The sequence below is a fragment of the Bacillus paranthracis genome (genome assembly GCF_024296885.1).
GTDB lineage: Bacteria > Bacillota > Bacilli > Bacillales > Bacillaceae_G > Bacillus_A > Bacillus_A paranthracis.
Genome location: NZ_CP101135.1, coordinates 1,395,980 through 1,415,285, shown reverse-complemented (window position 1 = coordinate 1,415,285; position 19,306 = coordinate 1,395,980). Strand labels below are relative to the sequence as shown.

Below are 19,306 nucleotides of genomic sequence, written 5' to 3'. Positions count from 1 at the left end.
ATACAAGCTTTTCTATATAAAAATTGGTACAATGAAAACAAATCATACTAAAGAGGTGTTACTTATGAACTTACAAAAATGGGCTGATAAAGGTATGTCCTTTGATACATATGTGAATGAAATGAAAGTAAATCAATACGAGCTACTGCACATTTACAATAACTTTTTAATTCCAAATGAATTACTTCCTGTATTAGAAGAACGTCAAAATGATGGCTGGCGTGTTATTGTATTAACAGCTGATTGGTGTGGCGATGCTCTTTTATGCGTACCTGTTATGAAACGAATTTCTGAAGTTGCAAATATTGATATGTCATTATTAATTCGCGATGAAAACTTAGAATTAATGGATCAATATTTAACAAACGGAACAGCACGTGCGATTCCAATCTTTATTTTCATTGATAAAGATGGAAACGAACAAGCCGTTTGGGGACCACGTGCTCCAAAAGTACAAGAGTTAGTAACTTCAATGCGCGCTACATTGCCTGAAAAAGAAGATCCAACATTCGAAGAGAAACAAAAAGAAATGTACGCTAATTTCCGTGCCACATTAGCTGATGACACTTCTCTTTGGGAACATGTAATGGAAAGCATGATGGAAAAAGTAGTAAAATAAAAAAACTGCCGAACTCGGCAGTTTTTTTATTACATAATGAAGAAATAGAATACCGCAGCTAAAATGAAACGGTAGTAAGCGAACGGTGTTAGTTTTACACGAGATAGTAATTTTAAGAATGAAACAATTGCAAGCATTGCAACGACGAACGCCGTAATAAATCCCGTTGCAAATAGCGGTATATCAGCCGCACTTAATATATCCCAGCTTTTAATTAAATCTAAGCCACTTGCAGCTACCATCATTGGTACTGCTAAAATGAATGTATATTCAGCTGCCGCTGTATGTGACACGCGAGCTAATAAACCACCACTTATTGTAGAACCAGAACGAGAAAATCCTGGCCAAAGTGCTAAACATTGGAACATTCCGATTGTAAATGCTTGCTTATATGTGATTTCATCTAATGTTCTTGCTGTACTTGGTTTCGAAAACTTCTCAGCAACAATCATTAAAATACCACCGGCTACTAAACTAATGACAACTGGTCCTGGACCAAATAAAACCTTTTTAATTGCACTATGGAATAATACACCTAATATGCCGGCAGGAATCATTCCGATAATAATATGTAATAAATTTAACGATGGTCCGTCTGTTACTTTCCCTATACCTACTAAAGACCATAGACGCTTCCAAAATATAACTACAACTGCTAAAATCGATCCCAATTGAATAACAACTTCGAAAACTTTCGCTCTCTCATCGTCAAATCCAAGTAAATGACCTGTTAAAATCATATGCCCTGTTGATGAAACTGGTAAAAACTCTGTTAAACCTTCAACAGCACCCATGATTATTCCAATTAACCAATCAGCCACGAGTAGTGCCTCCTTAATAACTAATAATATGTAATTTTTTCATACCTTACCATAATACCTTATCCCCTTTCAAAGTGCATCCTTTTTTATAGTCAAACCGTAGTTTTAATAAGCTTATTCCTTTTCTATTTTTTGATTAAATTGTATGATAGTAAGAGTTTTCTTTTTTACGTAGAAAGGGGATTTTATGAAAGAAACTAGTACATTCTCACAAAAATTAAAGCAATTTGTATTACTATTTTTCCCGATTTTTGTTACGCAAATGTCATTATTTGCAATGAGCTTTTTTGATACAACAATGTCAGGACATGCAAGCCCTATTGATTTAGCAGGGGTTGCTATCGGAACGAGTATATGGATTCCAGTTAGTACGGGATTAACAGGTATTTTGATGGCTACAACTCCAATTGTTGCGCAACTCGTTGGATCCAAGAAAAAAGAAGATGTTCCTCACGTTGTCATACAGGCAGTATATTTAGCCATTTTCGCTAGCCTCGTTGTTATCCTTATCGGTTTCTTTACTGTTACACCTATTTTAAATGGCATGCGATTAGAAGAACCGGTAGAACGTATTGCAGCACAATTTTTAAGTATTATTGCAATTGGAATTATCCCTTTATTTACTTACACAGTTTTACGCGGATTTATTGATGCATTAGGAAAAACTCGTACAACGATGATCATTACATTACTATCATTACCAATTAATGTAGTATTAAATTATGTATTAATTTTCGGTAACTTCGGTTTTCCAAAACTCGGTGGTGTCGGAGCAGCAATTGCTTCTGCAGCAACCTATTGGTGCATTTTAATTATTACCGTTATGATTATTCGTACGAAAGAGCCTTTTGCATCTTTCCATATTTTTAAACAGTTATATCACCCTTCTCTTTCTAGTTGGAAAGAATTCTTAAAACTTGGCGTCCCTATCGGATTTGCTATCTTTTTTGAAACGAGTATTTTCGCTGCAGTAACACTTATGATGAGTAATTTTAGTACGACAACAATCGCAGCTCATCAAGCAGCTATGAACTTCGCTTCCTTGCTATATATGACTCCTTTAAGTTTAGCAATGGCCATGACCATCTCTGTTGGATTTGAAGTTGGAGCGAAACGATATAATAATGCAAAACAATATGGATTTATCGGGATTGGCTTAGCACTTGCATTCGCCCTATTATATTCCATTCTTCTTTACTTCTTTGATGATGAAATTGCTTCTATTTATACGACAGATATACAAGTTCATCATTTAGCAAAAGAATTTCTTATATTTGCGATTTTATTTCAAATCTCAGATGCAATTGCAACTCCTGTACAAGGGGCACTACGTGGTTATAAAGATGTAAATGTCGCCTTAATTATGACATTAATCGCCTATTGGGTAATTGGTCTCCCTCTCGGTTACATATTAGCAACCTATACTGATTGGGCAGCAAAAGGATATTGGATCGGTCTTATTATCGGTCTAGCATTTGGAGCAACCTTCCTCCTTATCCGTCTCTTTCAAGTTCAGAGAAAATATACAACGCAAAACAGCCGCTCATAATATAGCGGTTGTTTTCTTTATGCATATTTTTTCTTGTAACGTATAACATAATGAAAAAGAAAGGTGGATACATATGGACGAAAAAGAAAAAAAGCAATCATTCGACGAAGAATTCGCCCCTGAAATTTCACCTGGATATCGGCAAGATGTACATAAACAACCTAAATATAAAAACACTTCGTTTTTAATGGGGATTACCATTTTTGCCGCTGTATTGCTTGTGCTTATCATTTTCGTTTATTTTTGATGGAAGGTGATTTATTATATGAAGAAACAAAATTCCAATCGTTCAAAAAGAATTGTGAAAACAGAAAAAGGGTATGCAGGTGATTCGGTTCTTACTCAGAAACAAGTCGAGCAAGGAAATTTATATATTGCTCAAAAAGAACTTGGTCAACAAAATGAAAATCTTTAAAATCCCTCAAAGAACTGGGGGATTTTTTATACCGCTATTTATGGTACTGGTTCATATTTCTCTTTATTGTACGTACTGTTTTTGTTCTAATACCTTAAATGTATGATTAACCTTTACAATTTTCATTTCATAATTCAATTTCATTTCGCTTCTCTTACCATTTTCAGTACCCGCCACGTACGCTACAGTTTGATAGAGAAAACTTCCATCCGTCACTTCACGTATCTCCTCGTTTATAAATTTATACTCTAAATCCTGAAAACGATTTGGATAATAATTTTTCATTAATTGTTCATACCCTCTATTTACAAATAGTTCTTCACCTTTTCGTTTCACATCTTCTTTATTAGTAAACTCAAAAACTGATAGTTGCTCGGTCACAAAATGTTCTCCTACCTTTTTCATTTCATTATGAGTTAAAGTTTCTATACCTTTGTTTTTTAATTCCTTATTTAATCCGTACTGATCAATCGGTTTATAGCCCGCAAAAACCTCTTCTTTATATGACCAAAACAATCCAAAAGCGATACATAGAGAAGTGATTAATAGTCTTTTCTTTATAACACTCCCGCCCCTCTTCATAATGATAATTATATTTTAACATATAGAAAGAAAATTCTGATATCATAAAGTGGAATAACTTAGAAACGAGGAACAATTATGGACTCTTACAAACAATATATAAAAGAAGCTTTGCCTAATCTTTCTATACATTCCTATAAACAAAATGAAGAAGGATGGGATAATGTAGCGATTATAGTAAATGATGAGCTACTGTTTCGTTTCCCGCGAAAACAGGAATATGCAATGCGAATTCCGTTAGAAAAAGAACTGTGCACAATTCTCACTCAATCACTACAAGAAATCGAAGTTCCACAATATCACCTAATTTATACAAATGAATCTGATGAGGTTCCTCTTTGTAGCTACTATACTCTCATTCATGGTGAACCGTTAAAAACAGAAATAGTTGCGAACTTAGATGAAAAAGAACGAAAAATAATTATTACACAATTAGCTACTTTCCTTGCGGCTCTACATAGCATTCCTCTAAAAAGTGTTACAGCGTTAGGGTTCCCTACCGAAAAAACACTTACCTACTGGAAAGAGCTACAAACTAAATTAAATGAGTATGTTACTAACAGTCTAACTTCGTTCCAGAAATCAACCTTAAACCGTTTATTCGAGAATTTCTTTGCCTGTCTAGCTACATCCAAATTTCAAAATACAATCATTCACGCTGATTTTACACATCATCACATTTTATTTGATAAACAAAATAAAACCATTTCAGGAATCATTGATTTTGGTGATGCTCAAATTGGAGATCCTGCCTTTGACTTTGCTGGGCTATATGATGATTTCGGACATGAATTTACTACATCAGTATATGAACAATACTGTACACTTACTTCACACCATGATCCATTACTCATTCACCGCATCACGAGTTTTTATCAATACAGTCCTTTACTACATAATATAATTTATAACTTTGAAACAAAGAATGAACTTGAATTTCTAGCAAGTATAGAACAACTGAAAGTAATACTACAGGGATGAGATTACATTCTCTCCCTATATTCCCTCTCCTCATACATCATTAACTTTTTATCCATTTCAATAATGACTTTATATAGTTGAAATGCTTGTAAAATTTGCAGTTGAATTCCAAAAGGGGCATTCTGTTCTTTTAACCATTGAAATACTTTCGTTTCATCTTTCATTGATTATTCCTCCCTTTATTAAAATCTGCTACAAATATACGATACATGATGAAAAGCTTTTCATGTCAACAACAAAAAAGGATGCAAATTTGCATCCTTTAATGTACGATATTTTTCTTCTGTTTCGCTTCTTTCTTTACTTCTTCCCCTTGGCATTCACTACGAAATGCACAACTTATACACTCAGAACGAAAATGACGCTCTGTATAATGCTCAGGTTGCTGTAACATTTCTTTCATTCTAGATAAATGAGCCATTCCAGTTATAATATCTTCCTGTTTCGGAGTGTAGTCATACTTAGTTCCTTCTATTAAATTAATAACTTCAATTTTCCCTGGAAGAATGCCGAAAGCTTTATAACTAAATACTGTCATTAGCTTTTGACAAAGAGCAAGCATTTCCTCATCCGCATCGACAACATACTTTTTAATTACAAACGACTCAGTACTCCACTCACCAACTTCTAATGTCAATGACATGTGGACACCTAACTCTTCCATATATGTTTGAAATTTTTCATATAAAAATAACGGTGGTGTCTGACTATCATCTCTTTCAACAAACTGTAATAAGTGATCCGTTAGCTTCGCTAACACAATGTAATACTCCATCTTCGAAGCAAACATATTAACCCTTACTTTTTTCCAATACTTTTCTATTAATATTAAAAGTACAATTTTCGTTTGTTGGCCTGCCGGTAATGTGTAATATTCGTTAATAATTCGATTCACAATCATTTGTGCGATTTGTTGCCATTCAAACGAAGAAGGTTCTCTTCTTTTGATATGACGAAAATAAAATTTATGTGGACAACGCATAAAATCATACAAATGATAATCTGTCATCGTTTTAATTGCGATTTTCTCATGCACTTGCTCTTCATCTCCCTTCTGCCATTAAGAAAGGTGTTTTACAAATTCAGCTCCAAACTGTAAACATTTTTCTACATCTTCATCTTCTGGCGTTAATTCTACTTTTAATCCTTCTAACACAACTTCTGCCCCGCGTTCTTTTAGCTTTTCTATTAAAATGTCAACTGCCACGCCATATTTTGGATAAGCCGAATCACATGATCCGAATACTGCCGCTTTTTTCCCAGTTAAATCAATAGAATCCATTGCGTCATAAAAATCTAAGAAATCATCCGGAAGGTCACCATCTCCCCAAGTGTATGCACCTAAAATAATTCCATCATACTGTTCTAATATAGAAGCTTCTGGTGAATCCATAATATCAATCACTTCAATTTCATTTTCAGTTTCACGAATCACGCCGGCAATATGATCAGCCATTTCCTCTGTATTTCCACTCATACTTGCAAAAATCATTACTAACTTACTCAACTGAACCTCTCCCCTTACTTTGTATCTCTTTTTCTGTTTGAATGCTCTTCTTCTCATCTACATATTCAGAACGAATTACATTTCGTTGCCATTCCATATGCTGATCAACTTCTTTAGTTTTATCTTTTAATCCCCTCCGTAGAAGGTGAAATTTTTTTCTCATTAACATGTCGCATCCATCCTATTGATAATAATTATCAATTTCAACTATTTTTAGATTAATTGATATTGATTATCACTGTCAACAACTTTTTTTTAAAAATGATTAAAATGTACAAGCTTGTCCGTTAGCTATTCATATACTATAAATGAGCATAGTTCTTTCTCAGCCCTCTCTGACGGAAAGAAATAAAAGCAACTGCGATAGAGCGCAGTTGCCTTTTTTTATCCCACTTTAATGGGCAGTAAAACCCCCACTGATTAAAGTTGCACTTTATACTTTTCTATGATTTCAATAATCTCATTGTTGTTTCTAAAAATAATTCCACTCCATAAATGAGAGTTGATTCATCTACATCAAATTTTGGATGATGATGCGGGTAGCAAGTATCTATCTTTTTATTACCAGTCCCTAATTTAATAAAACAACCAGGTGCTTTTCTTAAATATGCCGAAAAATCTTCTCCTCCCATAGAAGGTTCAAGCTTCACAACACGCTCATTTCCAAACAAATGTAGTGCACTTTCTTCTACTACTTTCGTAATATATTCATCATTAATAACCGGATTATATCCATATCGATACGAATATGTATACGACCCTCCATGTGCTTCTGTAATTCCTTTCACGATTTTCTCAATTTTCTCTTCTGCTTCCAACCTTAATGCTTGATTAAATGAACGAACAGTGCCCATTAAAGTTGCTGCACTAGGAATAATATTATCAGCCATTCCCCCATGAAACTGCGTAACTGAAATGACTCTTTGCATGAAAGCACTTGTATTTCTTGATACAATATGTTGTAGATTTGTAATAATCTGCGCTCCGATAGCAATAGGATCTATCGTTTCCTCCGGCCTCGCCGCATGTCCCCCTTTCCCTTGAATTTCAACTGTAAATACGTCTGGTGCCGCCATCATCGGCCCATACGCAATTCCTATCTTTCCGCTCTCAAGTCCTGACATAACATGTAAACCTATTACATAATCAACACCGTCCATTACACCTGCCTCAACCATTTCTTGTCCCCCGCCGGGATATACCTCTTCTGCGTGCTGAAAAAATAGACGAATCTCCCCTGCAAAATCTTCCTTTATATTTGACAGTACTTCTGCTGTCCCCAACAAAATAGCTGCGTGAGCATCATGTCCACATGCATGCATCATTCCTTTATTCACAGACGTATAAGATTTACTCGTCTCCTCTTGAATTGGCAGAGCATCTATATCAGCTCGAATCGCAACTACTTTCCCTTGTTCCGTTCCTCTTTTAATTGCTAGTACACTATACTTCGTCGGTCTCGTTACTTCAAAAGAAGAAAATGTGCATAATGTATCATATATAAATTGTGAAGTTTCTTTCTCATGAAACGATAATTCCGGATACTTATGAAAATGTCTTCTCCATTTCACGATATTTTCTTCCGCAATTAAACTCTTCCACACTCTATTCATGATAATTTCCTCCTTTTCAAAAGAGATAGAAATTGTAAACTTTACTCTGTCTCGAGTGATTAATAAAAACAAATACTCTATTTTTTCGCATTCTTATAGTCCACTTTTATGTATTCACACAATCCACTTCCTATTTACATATCAAATCCATTACAAATTGATGCTGAATGTAATATAATTGCTAAGTTAGGGATTTTCTTTTTTAGTATTTAGTGCTAATATCAGAAAAGAGCCTTTTGACTTATTTTTACCTAAAATGTGGAATTTTGTTTTTTTCACAATAATGTAGGACATGATACCTACAAAGAGCTATTATTTCATTAAGAGAGGGAAAGACATGGAAAGATTAAAAGAGATATGGTCTCGACCACTCACACAATGGGTTGCAAAGACGGTTTATTACCTTGCAATTTTATTTGCATTACTTTGGTTGTATGGATTCCATGATACAAACACAAGTACATTTATTTACAATGAATTCTAGGGTGGGAACGTTATGAAGTTATTAGAACAAATTGAAAAGTGGGCTATTGAAACGCCTGATCAAACTGCTTTTGTTTGGCGAGATGCGAAAATTACGTACAAACAATTAAAGGAAGATTCTGATGCGTTAGCACATTGGATTTCTTCTGAGTATCCAGATGATCGTTCACCAATTATGGTGTATGGCCATATGCAACCTGAAATGATTATTAACTTTTTAGGATGTGTAAAAGCTGGACATGCTTATATTCCTGTAGATTTATCTATCCCAGCTGATCGTGTACAACGTATCGCTGAAAATTCTGGTGCGAAACTACTTTTATCAGGAACTGAAGTAACTGTAACTGATTTACCAGTTCGCATTGTAAGTGAGGACAACTTAAAAGATATTTTCTTTACTCATAAAGGGAAAACTCCAAATCCTGAACATGCGGTAAAAGGTGATGAAAACTTCTACATTATTTACACATCAGGAAGCACAGGTAATCCGAAAGGGGTTCAGATTACTTATAACTGCCTTGTAAGTTTTACAAAATGGGCTGTAGAAGATTTCAACTTACAAACGGGGCAAGTATTCTTAAACCAAGCACCTTTCTCATTTGATTTATCTGTCATGGATATTTACCCATCATTAGTAACAGGGTACACTTTGGGCAATTGATAAAGATATGATTGCACGTCCAAAAGACTTGTTTGCTTCTTTAGAGCAATCGGATATACAAGTATGGACTTCCACACCATCTTTCGCAGAAATGTGTTTAATGGAAGCATCTTTCTCTGAGAGTATGCTACCAAACATGAAAACATTCTTATTCTGCGGTGAAGTGTTACCAAATGAAGTAGCTAGAAAATTAATTGAGCGTTTCCCGAAAGCAACAATTATGAATACGTACGGTCCAACTGAAGCTACTGTCGCTGTAACAGGTATTCACGTTACAGAAGAAGTGCTTGATCAATACAAATCACTTCCAGTTGGCTACTGTAAATCAGACTGCCGCCTTCTTATTATGAAAGAAGATGGTACGATTGCGCCTGATGGTGAAAAAGGTGAAATCGTAATTGTTGGTCCAAGCGTAAGCGTTGGATATTTAGGAAGCCCTGAATTAACAGAAAAAGCATTTACTATGATTGACGGTGAGCGCGCCTATAAAACAGGCGATGCTGGCTATGTTGAAAATGGTCTTCTATTCTATAATGGTCGTCTTGATTTCCAAATTAAGCTGCATGGTTATCGAATGGAATTAGAAGAAATTGAGCATCACCTTCGTGCGTGTTCTTACGTAGAAGGAGCAGTTATCGTTCCAATTAAAAAAGGTGAGAAATACGATTATTTATTAGCGGTTGTTGTTCCTGGAGAACATTCATTTGAAAAAGAATTCAAATTAACATCTGCAATCAAAAAAGAACTCAATGAGCGATTACCAAACTACATGATTCCACGTAAATTCATGTATCAATCTTCTATTCCAATGACACCAAATGGAAAGGTAGATCGCAAAAAATTATTGAGTGAGGTTACAGCATGACCGCATATGGATCATTTTATTTTTTCGCTATAGTGGGCATTTTATTAATACCTACTATCATAGCTGGATTAAAAGGTAAAATGTTGCGTAAATATAATGCCGTTTTAACATTAGTCATGCTTGCTATTATCTTCTCAGATAAACCGAAGCAAGCGATTATGTTAGCCGCATTTATTATTTGGCAATATACCCTAATTAAAGGCTATTTACTTTTAAGAAAACAAAATAATAGTACATTCACGTTTTGTATAGCTGTTATTTTATCAATTTTGCCACTTATTTTGGCAAAAATCGCACCATTTGCACCTGACCTAAAGTTTATTGTATTTTTAGGTATGTCTTATGTAACATTTAGGGCAGTACAAATGGTATTTGAAGTTCGTGATGGTTTAATTAAAGAACTATCCTTCTTTAATTTTTGGGAATTCGTTTTATTCTTCCCAGCAATTTCAACAGGACCTATCGATCGTTACCGTAGATTCCAAAAAGATATTCAAAAGCCACCTAGTGCAGAAGAATATCAAAATTTACTATATACTGGATTAAACCGTATTTTCCAAGGTTTCTTGTATAAATTTATTATCGCTTACTTAATAAAGCAATATTTTATGGATCCGGCATTTGCACAGCAAGATACAATCCTATCCAATATGATTTACATGTATAGCTATAGCTTATATTTATTCTTCGACTTTGCTGGTTATAGCTCATTTGTAATTGGTGTGAGTTATATGATGGGTATTAAAACGCCAGAAAACTTTAATAAACCGTTCATTAGTCGTAATATTAAAGACTTCTGGAACCGCTGGCACATGAGTTTATCATTCTGGTTCCGTGATTTTATTTACATGCGTTTCGTCTTTTTTGCAACGAAGAAAAAGTTAATTAAGAACCGTTACACTATTTCGTATATCGGGGCGTTTTTAAACTTCTTCATTATGGGAATTTGGCATATTACTGGTGAGCATGTGTATCAATACATTATTTATGGTCTTTATCATGCCGCACTGTTTATTCTATTCGATATTTTCGAACGAAAAAACAAAAAGCATAAGTTTTGGCCAAACAACAAATTTACACACGTCCTTGCGATCGTAATTACGTTCCACGTTGTATGTTTCGGTTTCCTAATTTTCTCTGGACACCTTAACAGATACTTTTAATGCACCCTTCTTATACCATTAAGAAGTTGCACATATAATATATTTCGGATATAAAGGAGATTTTAAAAATGGCAGAATTTAAAGAGCAAGTATTAGATATTTTAGAAGAAGTATGTGAAAACGATATTGTAAAAGAAAACTTAGATGTTCAATTATTTGAAGAAGGTATTCTTGATTCTTTCGCTGTAGTATCTTTATTAGTTGAATTCCAAGAGCGTTTAGATATTGAAGTTTCTATTTCTGATTTTGATCGTGACGAGTGGGCTACTCCAAACATGGTTATTAAGAAGTTGGAAGAAATCCGATGAACAAAGCAAAATTTGGTCCGATGCTTTTAGCATTGGCCCTTTTTGCTGTATTCCTACTTATTCCGACGCGCTTTCTACTCCCGCTTTTAAGTGACGAAAAAGTAGAACAAGCTGCAACTTCTTTAAAAGAAGAAAAGATTCAAAGTATGATTTTACAGCAAAAGATGTTAGCAGACTCGAAATACCTTCCGATGTATGGTTCATCGGAATTCGCACGTATGGATGCTTACCATCCATCAAATTATTTCAAAGTAAAGCCTGAAGGATTCACACCATTCCTACTTGGACGTGGCGGAACACAAGACCTTGTACATGTATTAAACTTTGCATCTACGATGGATCAATTGAAGGATAAGAAAATGGTATTCGTTCTTTCTCCGCAATGGTTTGTGCCACAAGGTATTGATGAAACACACTTTGCACCTAACTTTTCAAAGCAACAAGGTTACCACTTCATTTTCAACGATGATGTAAAACCTGAAATGAAAAAGCAAATTGCAAAGCGTTTATTGAACTTTGAGATCGTTAAGAAAGAAACTTTATTAAAAATTTCGCTTGAAGGTATCGTTTACGATGATACAAAGCATAAAGTAAAAGCACTTGCTGCTAAACCTTTCGCTTATATTTATCGTAACATTTTAGATCGTAAAGATTTATTTACAGCTATGTTTAATATTAAACCGCATAAAGAAAAACTTGACCCTTCATTAAAACAAATGAGCTGGGAAGAGGCTCGTAAACATGCAGATCAAACAGGTGCAGCAGAATCTGGATCTAACAATTACGGTATTGAAGATGGTTACTTCAACAGCAAAATCAAGAAGAAATTAAAGCAACGTGAAGGCTACTTAAAAAATGATGCTTATGATCAATCGCCAGAATATGAAGATTTACAAATTGCACTTGATTTATTAAAACAATCTGGTGCAAAACCACTCTTCATTTCTGTTCCTGTAAAAGGTCCTTGGTACGATTACGCTGGCTTCCCGAAAGAACGCCGAGAATTGTACTATAAGAAAGTTCATGAGCAAATTGAGAAAGCTGGCTATCCAATTGCTGACTTCTCAAATCATGAGTATGATAAATACTTCTTAAAAGATCACATGCACTTAGGTTGGAAAGGCTGGGTTTATATCGATGAGGCCATCCAACAATTTTATAAAGCAAACTAATGAAAAGACCGCTTGAATTATTCAAGTGGTCTTTTTCTATATACATTTTGCAATTGTTCAATTGCGTTATCTGCTTCTTTCATCACTCTCTCCACTACATGCTGAGCTGATTCTATTCGTGCTAATGATGACGCTTGTCCTGCCCAAAGTGACATATATTCTCCATTATTTTGCTTTGCTGCTTGTTGGCGTATTTTAGAGGTTAATACATTTTGCACCGGATACATCGGAAGGTCTTCTTCTTTCCCTTCATGCTTCTCTATAAATTCATTACGAATACCTCGTGCATATTTCCCGGAAAACGCACGAGTCACAGTTGTACTCGTATCTGTACTACGTAAAACCGCTTTTTTATACACGTCATGCGTAATACTCTCTTCACTCGTTAAAAAGGCTGATCCCATTTGAACAGCTTCTGCTCCCAGTGTAAATGCCGCAACAAGCCCTTGCCCGTTCATTACACCACCTGCTGCAACAATCGGGATATGCGGAACTGCTGCTACTAGCTGCGGAATTAATGCAAACGTACCAATCATAGCGTCCTGTTCTTTCCCGATAAACGTTCCTCTATGCCCTCCTGCCTCGCTACCTTGACCGACAATAATGTCTACTCCTAATTCAGCAAGCACTTTCGCCTCTGCCACATGAGTAGCTGTGCCGATGACTTTTATTCCACTTCTTTTCAAATCATTTATCTCTTCTTTTTCTAACGTTTGAAACGCAAAGCTAACGACTGGTACTTTTTCTTCTACTAACACTTGTAATTGTTCTTTATAACTTTTTGGAAGCTTTACCTGCTCTTCTTCCTCTATACCGAATTCTCTATTCACTCCGCTAAGTAATCTCTTTGCCAAGTTTATCTTCTCTTCTTCTATCTGTATCTCTTTTGTTAAAAGTAAATTAACACCGAAGGGCTTATCTGTTAGCTCCCTTATTGTATAAATTGCTTCACGAATTTGTTCTGGGCTCATATAGCCTGCTCCAAGCGTTCCTAATCCTCCGCTATTACTCACAGCTGCAACGAGTTCTGGTGTCGTAATCGCACCCGCCATACCGGCTTGAATGATGGGATACTTAATTTGTAATGTATCTATGACTCGACTTGTAAACATTGTTTCTCCTCCTATTCTCTTTATATCTTCTTTATTTGACAAACTTTTCCCTTCTTTTACAAGGATTGAACTTCCTACGAAGCGAATATATTGAAAGTGAAGGAGGCTGAAAACAATGATATATCCAAATGCATTACAACAAGGTGATACAGTAATGATTATTGCACCGTCCGGGCCACCAACAATTGAAAATGTATTAAAAGGTGTAAAGGTATTACAAGAAATGGGTTTATCTGTAGTAATCGGGAAGAGTGTTTATGAGAAATATGGGTATTTAGCTGGAAGGGATCAAGTCCGGCTTGATGATATACATGAAGCATTTTCAAATCATGAGGTAAAGGCCGTTTTCTGTGCACGAGGTGGTTACGGTAGCGCTCGTCTCCTCCCTCACATTCAATATGAAATCATTCGGCAAAATCCAAAAATCTTTTGGGGATATAGTGATATTACAGCTTTACATACTGCCTTTTCACGTTATGCAAAGCTTATTACTTTTCATGGCCCAATGGTTGAAGAATTAGGGAAAGGTGTAGATTCTCTTTCTTTATCTTCTTTCAACCAACTATTTCATCCGTATTCAACCATCTTATCTGCTTCAGAATGTATCGTACCTAGCTCTTCCCGTACAGTTACAGGTCAGTTAGTTGGAGGCAATTTAGCGGTGTTAACGAGTATCATTGGCTCCTCCTACGAGATAAATACAGCCAATAAACTTTTATTGCTTGAAGACATTGGGGAAGAACCGTATCGCGTTGATCGTATGTTAAATCAGCTACTTTTATCTGGAAAGTTTCATGAATGTAGTGGTGTTATTTTTACAAGTTGTCATGACTGCACTCCTTCTAAACCATCTCAATCATTGCAAACAATACTATATGAATATTTCACTTCATATGCTATACCTGTCCTATTCGGTTTACCGATTGGACATATAAGCCCAAACATCGGAATCCCTCTTGGAGCTACAGCGACAATAAATACAAATAATAAAACACTCTCTATTTCTTCTGGCATAGCTACTCCGTGTTCAAATTAAAAAGGAAAAGCAATTCAGCTTTTCCTTTTATCCCACTTTAATGGACAGTAAGACCCCCACATCAAAATTCAGCGAAAGCAAAGAAGTTAGGTGGGGGTCGGGCTGCCCATAAAAGCCCGATTGGTGAGGGCTGATAATCAGTGGGGGATGAAGAAAGCCCCCACTGATTAAAGTTTCACTTTATTTATAATAGTTAAAAATTCGTCCAGATGCGATATCTGCAATTTCTTCTGGAATAAATGTTTTACTTATATCCGTACCGACATTTAATACTGCTGTAGCATCTTTTTCAATGCTACCAAATAATTCTTTCCCACGTATCGTAATAAGGGGTGTTCCTTCTGGCAACACATCTTTTACAAAATCCATTTGTGTAAAGAACGGAACGATCCATCTACCCTCTCCTTGGAAATGACGCAAACGAAGTATCCCTTCTGTTGCCCCTTCCTCTGCTTCTAGTGAGCCAGCAACATAAAACTCAGTAGATAAGAGCAATTCATAAAATTCCTTTTGCTTTTGTTTGTCATCCCCTGCTACAACAAGTACTTCTTCTATTCTCTTTACCGGAATTTGCTCCATATGATGCCACCCCTATTTTCAAAATGATTGTACTTAAATTATACGAAATATTCTTATTTTTTTCTACATAATTCGCAATTATTTTCTTAAAATAATTTTAACACTTCTTTTGTCGTCACAATCGTAGCAAACTCTTCATGTAAATTTACAAGTGTCATATTGTGAATTTCTTCTGAGCTATACTCTTTACCATCTAGACCTTTACGGTTAAAAGTAGCCGTCGCATCACGCACTACATACGTTGTAAATCCTAAATTACCTGCCATTCGTGTCGTAGTCTCCACACAGTGATTTGTCGTTAATCCTACAATCACTACTGCATTACATTTGTTTTCTCTTAATTGCTCTTCTAAATTTGTTCCAATGAACGCGCTGTTAACGGTTTTCTGAATAACCACTTCACCTGACAGTGGTTTCACTTCTTCTTTAAAGTTAATCGTTTCTGCTCCCTCATAAAACATCGACTGATCATTTTCTTTATTTACGTGTTGAATATGAAAAACTGGTCGTTTCCTTTTTCTCCATTCTGCTAACAAAATTCTCATATTTTCTTCAGCCAAAAGATTATTTCTCTCACCCCAGTATGGTAATTGAAATGCTTTTTGTACATCAATTATGATAAGTGCTATTTGATTATTCATCATTTTCTCCTTCTTTCGGCTGTAATTGAAACAGAAAACCCAATTGTTGTGACGCAGTAATAAAACAAATATAAGCGCAAAGCTCTACAATTTCTTTTTCCGTCCAATATTGTTTCAATACATGAAACATAGTATCATCTATCGCCTTTTTGTCATGAATAAATGTATGCGCAAAAGTAACTGCTACACCAATTTCTTCTACCTTTTGCATATCATCAGGCCTTCCCTTTGCCATACAGTACGGGCATTCATTCCCATACGCTAATGTTCTTCTCACTTGCTCCTTTAACTCTGCTGAAAGAGTTCCTTTATTGTATAATGTATTTTCTAATGTACTCCACGAATGTAATATTTCCGGATTATGACCTAATAACCTTTGAAACTTTGTATCTCCTACATTTGATAATGAAATTCTCTCCATTATTTTTCCTCCTATTCCCTTCAGTTTTATTGTAAAATAAATAAAGTTCTCTTTACATTTCATATGAATCTTAATTTATATTTTTCCTTTACAAAAATTATCATTTTACTGGAGGTATATTTACAAATGCAACTAGACCGTGTTGATCGAAAAATTTTAAATGAATTATATAATGATAGTCGCCTTTCCATGCGTGAATTGGCGAAACGAGTAAACTTATCTTCTCCGCCAACAAATTGCATACTTGTTGCAATTAAATTATTTAGAGCGTGTACAGCGATATTCGTCCATATATTTTGTGTCTTTATGTATAAAAGACACATAACAACACCAAACATGAACGCACCAATGACATCAAAATGTCCTAAGCCAAAAATAATGGAAGATATAATGACAGCTTTTTTAATCCCCCATTTATAAGCCATTCGCTGTAAAAAGAAGCCCCTAAAAATAACCTCTTCCATAATTGGTGCTAATACACATGCTGAAACGAAAGTAAATATCGTCATATATATGTTACTCGTATTAATAACAGTTCCGTCTTCTAACATAGTAACTAAGAAATTCGGTAACGTATGTGCTAATATGTAAAATTGAATATGAGATATACCGACTGAAAAAATCATTCCCATTATCGTTGCTAATACAATTAATCCCCACGGTAAACGTCCTGGCTTATCAAAAAAACTATTAAATACAACATTATTTTTATTGGTTTTTACGTATAACCAAAATAATGGAAATACAAAAAACACAGTTATTTGTGAAATAACCTCCATCGTATTCTCAGAAACATTTGATAGACCTAATGGGATCATCGTAAGGAACAACCCTATAATCATCCATCCAAAAAAGCTACGTAGCCTTATACGTGAAAATGCATAATGCATATAGAACACCTCCAAAGATAGTAAAAGTAAATGGTCAGATAACTACATTATAATATGAATATAGTTGAAACTCTTCCTATTTTTCTCAATTACTTTCAAACAACATATCTCTTAAAATACTATATTACTGCTCTTCAAGTTGCACTACCTGAGCAAGTTATGTAATAAAAATCCCCGTTTTTACAAGCGGGGATTTCTTTTATTATAATACGTCACGTTTTTGGAATAATGCACTTGATGCTACAAGCAATACAACAAAGTATGCAGCTACAAGTAATAATGAAGTTGTAAACGTAAATTCTGTGAATGGTGGTTCTGCTCCGCCACTAATTAATTTATTACTGTCGTAAGCTCTTAAATCCAAATGGAAGAATACTACAAACTTCGCTACACCCTTTGCAAACATCATTAGTGCCATATTAATTGCTCCTTGTAAAAAGAAGAAGAACATCGTGATAATTAATGGTAATACAGATTTTCTAAATACGTTTGCTAAGAAAAATGCAAGCGTCGCAAAGAAGAACGGTGAAAGTACTTGGTATAAAGTAGATTTCATTACGATTCCTACCGTTAATTCTGTTTTGCTACCATCCATTACAATTCCGCCAATAATCATTGCAATTAACGTGCTAGCAAATATGATAAATACTATAGTAAGTAACACTGTAATATATTTAGAGAATAAAACTGTCATTCGTTTTCTTGGACGGATTAATAACTGCTTAATTGTACCTTTTTGAAACTCATCAGTAATCATACGAGCAGCAATTGTAATTCCAAATATCGTTGTAAACAAAGTAATTAAACCAATATCTGAACTTGCAAAATCTAAATATGATCCTTTAAATTCAGTTCCTTCTCCCCATTTCAGCATCACTAAAACTCCCAAAATCTCCAATACTGCAATAACACCAATTAAAATATACATTCCTTTTTTCGCATGCAGCTTTAAAAATTCATTTTGAATTAATTTAAACATTACGCTTTCACTCCCCCTGTAATCGCTAAGAACTCATCCTCTAACGTTTTATTTTGAACAGTAACTCCGTATACAAGCACATCGTCATTCACAAGTTTCTTTACAAGTTGTGGAATTTCTTCTTTCGTTACAGATACTACAATGACATTTCTTTGTGCCTTCCCTTTAATGATTTCATTTGCTTTCTGTACTTGATCTACTTCAAACGCTACAACTACTGTCTCATCATGTTTTGCTTGTTCATGTAAGTTGTACTCTTGTACAAACTCACCTTGCTTAATAATAACGACGCGATCACACATGAGTTCAATTTCACTTAATAAGTGACTTGATACGATTACAGCAATATTCTCTTCTTTCGCTAAACGTTGTAAATAATCACGAATTTGACGAATACCAGCTGGATCTAATCCATTTGTCGGTTCATCTAAAATTAAAATTTTCGGCTGATGAAGTAATGCCTGTGCAATTCCTAAACGTTGTTTCATACCAAGTGAATATGTTTTCACCTTTTTATGAATCGCATGCTCTAATTCAACCAGTTTTACAATTTCAGCAATGCGCTCTTTACTAATTGGTGTAATTGCCATGTTCGCAAAATGCTTTAAGTTTTGCATTCCTGTCATATAATCATATAGTTCAGGATTTTCTACAATCGCTCCAATTTTCTCTAGCGCCTTTTCACGCTCCGTGCGAATACTATGACCGCAAATTGTAATATCGCCCTCTGTCATTGAAATAAGACCTGTCATCATACGGATCGTCGTTGTCTTACCGCTACCGTTTGGTCCAAGGAACCCGTATACTTCCCCTTCACGAACTTCAAATGATAAACCACGAATAATTTCCGTTCCACCAATTTTTTTTCGAACATTCTCTAATTTTACTACTACGTTTCCCAATGCCGAT

General features: G+C 35.0%; 23 protein-coding genes and 3 pseudogenes. 12 read left to right on the top strand and 14 right to left on the bottom strand.

The window, feature by feature from the left end; genetic code table 11:
• The first annotated feature begins 31 nt into the window (after positions 1-31).
• Entirely contained in the window at positions 32-619 is a 588-nt protein-coding gene (locus NLJ82_RS07200; protein WP_001997033.1) for a thioredoxin family protein, read from the top strand.
• Positions 620-648: 29 nt separating this feature from the next.
• On the opposite strand, the gene uppP is transcribed toward NLJ82_RS07200, so the two are convergent.
• Positions 649-1,440 (bottom strand): bacitracin resistance undecaprenyl-diphosphatase, encoded by a 792-nt coding sequence (gene uppP / locus NLJ82_RS07195; protein ID WP_000796243.1) that lies wholly within the window; start codon positions 1,438-1,440, stop codon positions 649-651.
• 187 nt (positions 1,441-1,627) lie between these two features.
• On the opposite strand from uppP, the gene NLJ82_RS07190 reads away from it, so the two are divergent.
• The 3 genes from NLJ82_RS07190 (at position 1,628) to NLJ82_RS07180 (ending at position 3,404) form a co-directional block, all read left to right on the top strand.
• Positions 1,628-2,989, top strand: a complete 1,362-nt coding sequence (locus NLJ82_RS07190) for an MATE family efflux transporter (RefSeq protein ID WP_000665524.1) — start codon at positions 1,628-1,630, stop codon at positions 2,987-2,989.
• Between the two features lie 73 nt (positions 2,990-3,062).
• The gene (locus tag NLJ82_RS07185; protein WP_000343560.1) at positions 3,063-3,236 is read left to right on the top strand and encodes a hypothetical protein; all 174 of its coding nucleotides are present in this window, start codon (positions 3,063-3,065) and stop codon (positions 3,234-3,236) included.
• An 18-nt stretch (positions 3,237-3,254) separates the two neighbouring features.
• Positions 3,255-3,404 (top strand): hypothetical protein, encoded by a 150-nt coding sequence (locus NLJ82_RS07180; protein ID WP_000744620.1) that lies wholly within the window; start codon positions 3,255-3,257, stop codon positions 3,402-3,404.
• 63 nt (positions 3,405-3,467) lie between these two features.
• Here NLJ82_RS07180 and NLJ82_RS07175 read toward each other — a convergent pair whose 3' ends face one another.
• Entirely contained in the window at positions 3,468-3,986 is a 519-nt protein-coding gene (locus tag NLJ82_RS07175; protein ID WP_000820143.1) for a hypothetical protein, read from the bottom strand.
• 78 nt (positions 3,987-4,064) lie between these two features.
• On the opposite strand from NLJ82_RS07175, the gene NLJ82_RS07170 reads away from it, so the two are divergent.
• The gene (locus NLJ82_RS07170) at positions 4,065-4,967 is read left to right on the top strand and encodes an aminoglycoside phosphotransferase family protein (RefSeq protein ID WP_000378998.1); all 903 of its coding nucleotides are present in this window, start codon (positions 4,065-4,067) and stop codon (positions 4,965-4,967) included.
• Between the two features lie 2 nt (positions 4,968-4,969).
• On the opposite strand, the gene NLJ82_RS07165 is transcribed toward NLJ82_RS07170, so the two are convergent.
• From NLJ82_RS07165 to amaA, 5 genes are all read right to left on the bottom strand, one after another.
• Positions 4,970-5,131, bottom strand: coding sequence for a hypothetical protein (locus tag NLJ82_RS07165; protein ID WP_000651087.1), 162 nt, complete (start codon positions 5,129-5,131; stop codon positions 4,970-4,972).
• A gap of 98 nt (positions 5,132-5,229) precedes the next feature.
• Positions 5,230-6,003: a hypothetical protein gene (locus NLJ82_RS07160; RefSeq protein WP_000544556.1), complete on the bottom strand. Its 774-nt coding sequence runs from the start codon at positions 6,001-6,003 to the stop codon at positions 5,230-5,232.
• A 24-nt stretch (positions 6,004-6,027) separates the two neighbouring features.
• Positions 6,028-6,474: a flavodoxin gene (locus NLJ82_RS07155; protein ID WP_000041150.1), complete on the bottom strand. Its 447-nt coding sequence runs from the start codon at positions 6,472-6,474 to the stop codon at positions 6,028-6,030.
• Entirely contained in the window at positions 6,467-6,643 is a 177-nt protein-coding gene (locus NLJ82_RS07150; protein ID WP_000929014.1) for a hypothetical protein, read from the bottom strand. The genes NLJ82_RS07155 and NLJ82_RS07150 overlap by 8 nt, the downstream gene beginning before the upstream one ends.
• Before the next feature lie 274 nt (positions 6,644-6,917).
• On the bottom strand, positions 6,918-8,087 hold the full coding sequence (gene amaA / locus NLJ82_RS07145) for an N-acyl-aliphatic-L-amino acid amidohydrolase (protein ID WP_001082799.1): 1,170 nt from the start codon (positions 8,085-8,087) through the stop codon (positions 6,918-6,920).
• A gap of 337 nt (positions 8,088-8,424) precedes the next feature.
• On the opposite strand from amaA, the gene NLJ82_RS07140 reads away from it, so the two are divergent.
• The 5 genes and pseudogenes from NLJ82_RS07140 (at position 8,425) to dltD (ending at position 12,739) form a co-directional block, all read left to right on the top strand.
• A complete protein-coding gene (locus tag NLJ82_RS07140; RefSeq protein ID WP_000440293.1) occupies positions 8,425-8,571 on the top strand; it encodes a teichoic acid D-Ala incorporation-associated protein DltX in 147 nt (48 codons plus the stop codon).
• A 12-nt stretch (positions 8,572-8,583) separates the two neighbouring features.
• Positions 8,584-10,096 (top strand): annotated as a pseudogene (gene dltA / locus NLJ82_RS07135) (D-alanine--poly(phosphoribitol) ligase subunit DltA).
• A complete protein-coding gene (gene dltB, locus NLJ82_RS07130; RefSeq protein WP_000127951.1) occupies positions 10,093-11,259 on the top strand; it encodes a D-alanyl-lipoteichoic acid biosynthesis protein DltB in 1,167 nt (388 codons plus the stop codon). The pseudogene dltA and the gene dltB overlap by 4 nt, the downstream one beginning before the upstream one ends.
• A 68-nt stretch (positions 11,260-11,327) precedes the next feature.
• The gene (dltC, locus tag NLJ82_RS07125; RefSeq protein WP_000807310.1) at positions 11,328-11,567 is read left to right on the top strand and encodes a D-alanine--poly(phosphoribitol) ligase subunit DltC; all 240 of its coding nucleotides are present in this window, start codon (positions 11,328-11,330) and stop codon (positions 11,565-11,567) included.
• Positions 11,564-12,739: a D-alanyl-lipoteichoic acid biosynthesis protein DltD gene (gene dltD / locus NLJ82_RS07120; protein ID WP_001030285.1), complete on the top strand. Its 1,176-nt coding sequence runs from the start codon at positions 11,564-11,566 to the stop codon at positions 12,737-12,739. Before dltC ends, dltD begins: the two co-directional genes overlap by 4 nt.
• Before the next feature lie 17 nt (positions 12,740-12,756).
• On the opposite strand, the gene NLJ82_RS07115 is transcribed toward dltD, so the two are convergent.
• Complete coding sequence (locus tag NLJ82_RS07115) at positions 12,757-13,851, bottom strand: NAD(P)H-dependent flavin oxidoreductase (protein WP_000495259.1); 1,095 nt, start codon at positions 13,849-13,851, stop codon at positions 12,757-12,759.
• A gap of 115 nt (positions 13,852-13,966) precedes the next feature.
• On the opposite strand from NLJ82_RS07115, the gene NLJ82_RS07110 reads away from it, so the two are divergent.
• Entirely contained in the window at positions 13,967-14,887 is a 921-nt protein-coding gene (locus NLJ82_RS07110; RefSeq protein ID WP_000640088.1) for a S66 peptidase family protein, read from the top strand.
• A gap of 180 nt (positions 14,888-15,067) precedes the next feature.
• Here the strand turns inward: NLJ82_RS07110 and NLJ82_RS07105 are convergent, their stop codons facing one another.
• The 3 genes from NLJ82_RS07105 to NLJ82_RS07095 form a co-directional block, all read right to left on the bottom strand.
• Entirely contained in the window at positions 15,068-15,466 is a 399-nt protein-coding gene (locus NLJ82_RS07105) for an SseB family protein (RefSeq protein ID WP_000435206.1), read from the bottom strand.
• Positions 15,467-15,552: 86 nt separating this feature from the next.
• Complete coding sequence (locus NLJ82_RS07100; protein ID WP_001064625.1) at positions 15,553-16,107, bottom strand: cysteine hydrolase family protein; 555 nt, start codon at positions 16,105-16,107, stop codon at positions 15,553-15,555.
• The gene (locus NLJ82_RS07095; RefSeq protein WP_002027309.1) at positions 16,100-16,591 is read right to left on the bottom strand and encodes a carboxymuconolactone decarboxylase family protein; all 492 of its coding nucleotides are present in this window, start codon (positions 16,589-16,591) and stop codon (positions 16,100-16,102) included. Before NLJ82_RS07095 ends, NLJ82_RS07100 begins: the two co-directional genes overlap by 8 nt.
• 63 nt (positions 16,592-16,654) lie before the next feature.
• Here NLJ82_RS07095 and NLJ82_RS07090 point away from each other — a divergent pair.
• Positions 16,655-16,762: pseudogene (locus tag NLJ82_RS07090) on the top strand (Lrp/AsnC family transcriptional regulator); the annotation flags it as partial.
• On the opposite strand, the pseudogene NLJ82_RS07085 reads toward NLJ82_RS07090, so the two are convergent.
• The 3 genes and pseudogenes from NLJ82_RS07085 to NLJ82_RS07075 all read right to left on the bottom strand — a co-directional run.
• Positions 16,747-17,418: pseudogene (locus tag NLJ82_RS07085) on the bottom strand (CPBP family intramembrane glutamic endopeptidase); the annotation flags it as partial. The pseudogenes NLJ82_RS07090 and NLJ82_RS07085 overlap by 16 nt on opposite strands.
• A 202-nt stretch (positions 17,419-17,620) precedes the next feature.
• Positions 17,621-18,397, bottom strand: a complete 777-nt coding sequence (locus tag NLJ82_RS07080; RefSeq protein ID WP_000475449.1) for an ABC transporter permease — start codon at positions 18,395-18,397, stop codon at positions 17,621-17,623.
• The gene (locus tag NLJ82_RS07075) at positions 18,397-19,299 is read right to left on the bottom strand and encodes an ABC transporter ATP-binding protein (RefSeq protein WP_000528792.1); all 903 of its coding nucleotides are present in this window, start codon (positions 19,297-19,299) and stop codon (positions 18,397-18,399) included. Before NLJ82_RS07075 ends, NLJ82_RS07080 begins: the two co-directional genes overlap by 1 nt.
• Positions 19,300-19,306 lie beyond the last annotated feature (7 nt).

What these genes read in the sequence shown, in the direction of transcription:
- NLJ82_RS07100 (WP_001064625.1), bottom strand. Translation starts at nt 16,107, where the DNA reads ATGAATAATCAAATAGCACTTATCATAATTGATGTACAAAAAGCATTT.
- NLJ82_RS07105 (WP_000435206.1), bottom strand. Translation starts at nt 15,466, where the DNA reads ATGGAGCAAATTCCGGTAAAGAGAATAGAAGAAGTACTTGTTGTAGCA.
- NLJ82_RS07165 (WP_000651087.1), bottom strand. Translation starts at nt 5,131, where the DNA reads ATGAAAGATGAAACGAAAGTATTTCAATGGTTAAAAGAACAGAATGCC.
- amaA (WP_001082799.1), bottom strand. Translation starts at nt 8,087, where the DNA reads ATGAATAGAGTGTGGAAGAGTTTAATTGCGGAAGAAAATATCGTGAAA.
- NLJ82_RS07110 (WP_000640088.1), top strand. Translation starts at nt 13,967, where the DNA reads ATGATATATCCAAATGCATTACAACAAGGTGATACAGTAATGATTATT.
- dltB (WP_000127951.1), top strand. Translation starts at nt 10,093, where the DNA reads ATGACCGCATATGGATCATTTTATTTTTTCGCTATAGTGGGCATTTTA.
- dltD (WP_001030285.1), top strand. Translation starts at nt 11,564, where the DNA reads ATGAACAAAGCAAAATTTGGTCCGATGCTTTTAGCATTGGCCCTTTTT.
- NLJ82_RS07150 (WP_000929014.1), bottom strand. Translation starts at nt 6,643, where the DNA reads ATGTTAATGAGAAAAAAATTTCACCTTCTACGGAGGGGATTAAAAGAT.
- NLJ82_RS07180 (WP_000744620.1), top strand. Translation starts at nt 3,255, where the DNA reads ATGAAGAAACAAAATTCCAATCGTTCAAAAAGAATTGTGAAAACAGAA.
- NLJ82_RS07170 (WP_000378998.1), top strand. Translation starts at nt 4,065, where the DNA reads ATGGACTCTTACAAACAATATATAAAAGAAGCTTTGCCTAATCTTTCT.
- NLJ82_RS07190 (WP_000665524.1), top strand. Translation starts at nt 1,628, where the DNA reads ATGAAAGAAACTAGTACATTCTCACAAAAATTAAAGCAATTTGTATTA.
- NLJ82_RS07115 (WP_000495259.1), bottom strand. Translation starts at nt 13,851, where the DNA reads ATGTTTACAAGTCGAGTCATAGATACATTACAAATTAAGTATCCCATC.
- NLJ82_RS07095 (WP_002027309.1), bottom strand. Translation starts at nt 16,591, where the DNA reads ATGAAATGTAAAGAGAACTTTATTTATTTTACAATAAAACTGAAGGGA.
- NLJ82_RS07185 (WP_000343560.1), top strand. Translation starts at nt 3,063, where the DNA reads ATGGACGAAAAAGAAAAAAAGCAATCATTCGACGAAGAATTCGCCCCT.
- NLJ82_RS07140 (WP_000440293.1), top strand. Translation starts at nt 8,425, where the DNA reads ATGGAAAGATTAAAAGAGATATGGTCTCGACCACTCACACAATGGGTT.
- dltC (WP_000807310.1), top strand. Translation starts at nt 11,328, where the DNA reads ATGGCAGAATTTAAAGAGCAAGTATTAGATATTTTAGAAGAAGTATGT.
- NLJ82_RS07080 (WP_000475449.1), bottom strand. Translation starts at nt 18,397, where the DNA reads ATGTTTAAATTAATTCAAAATGAATTTTTAAAGCTGCATGCGAAAAAA.
- NLJ82_RS07200 (WP_001997033.1), top strand. Translation starts at nt 32, where the DNA reads ATGAAAACAAATCATACTAAAGAGGTGTTACTTATGAACTTACAAAAA.
- NLJ82_RS07175 (WP_000820143.1), bottom strand. Translation starts at nt 3,986, where the DNA reads ATGAAGAGGGGCGGGAGTGTTATAAAGAAAAGACTATTAATCACTTCT.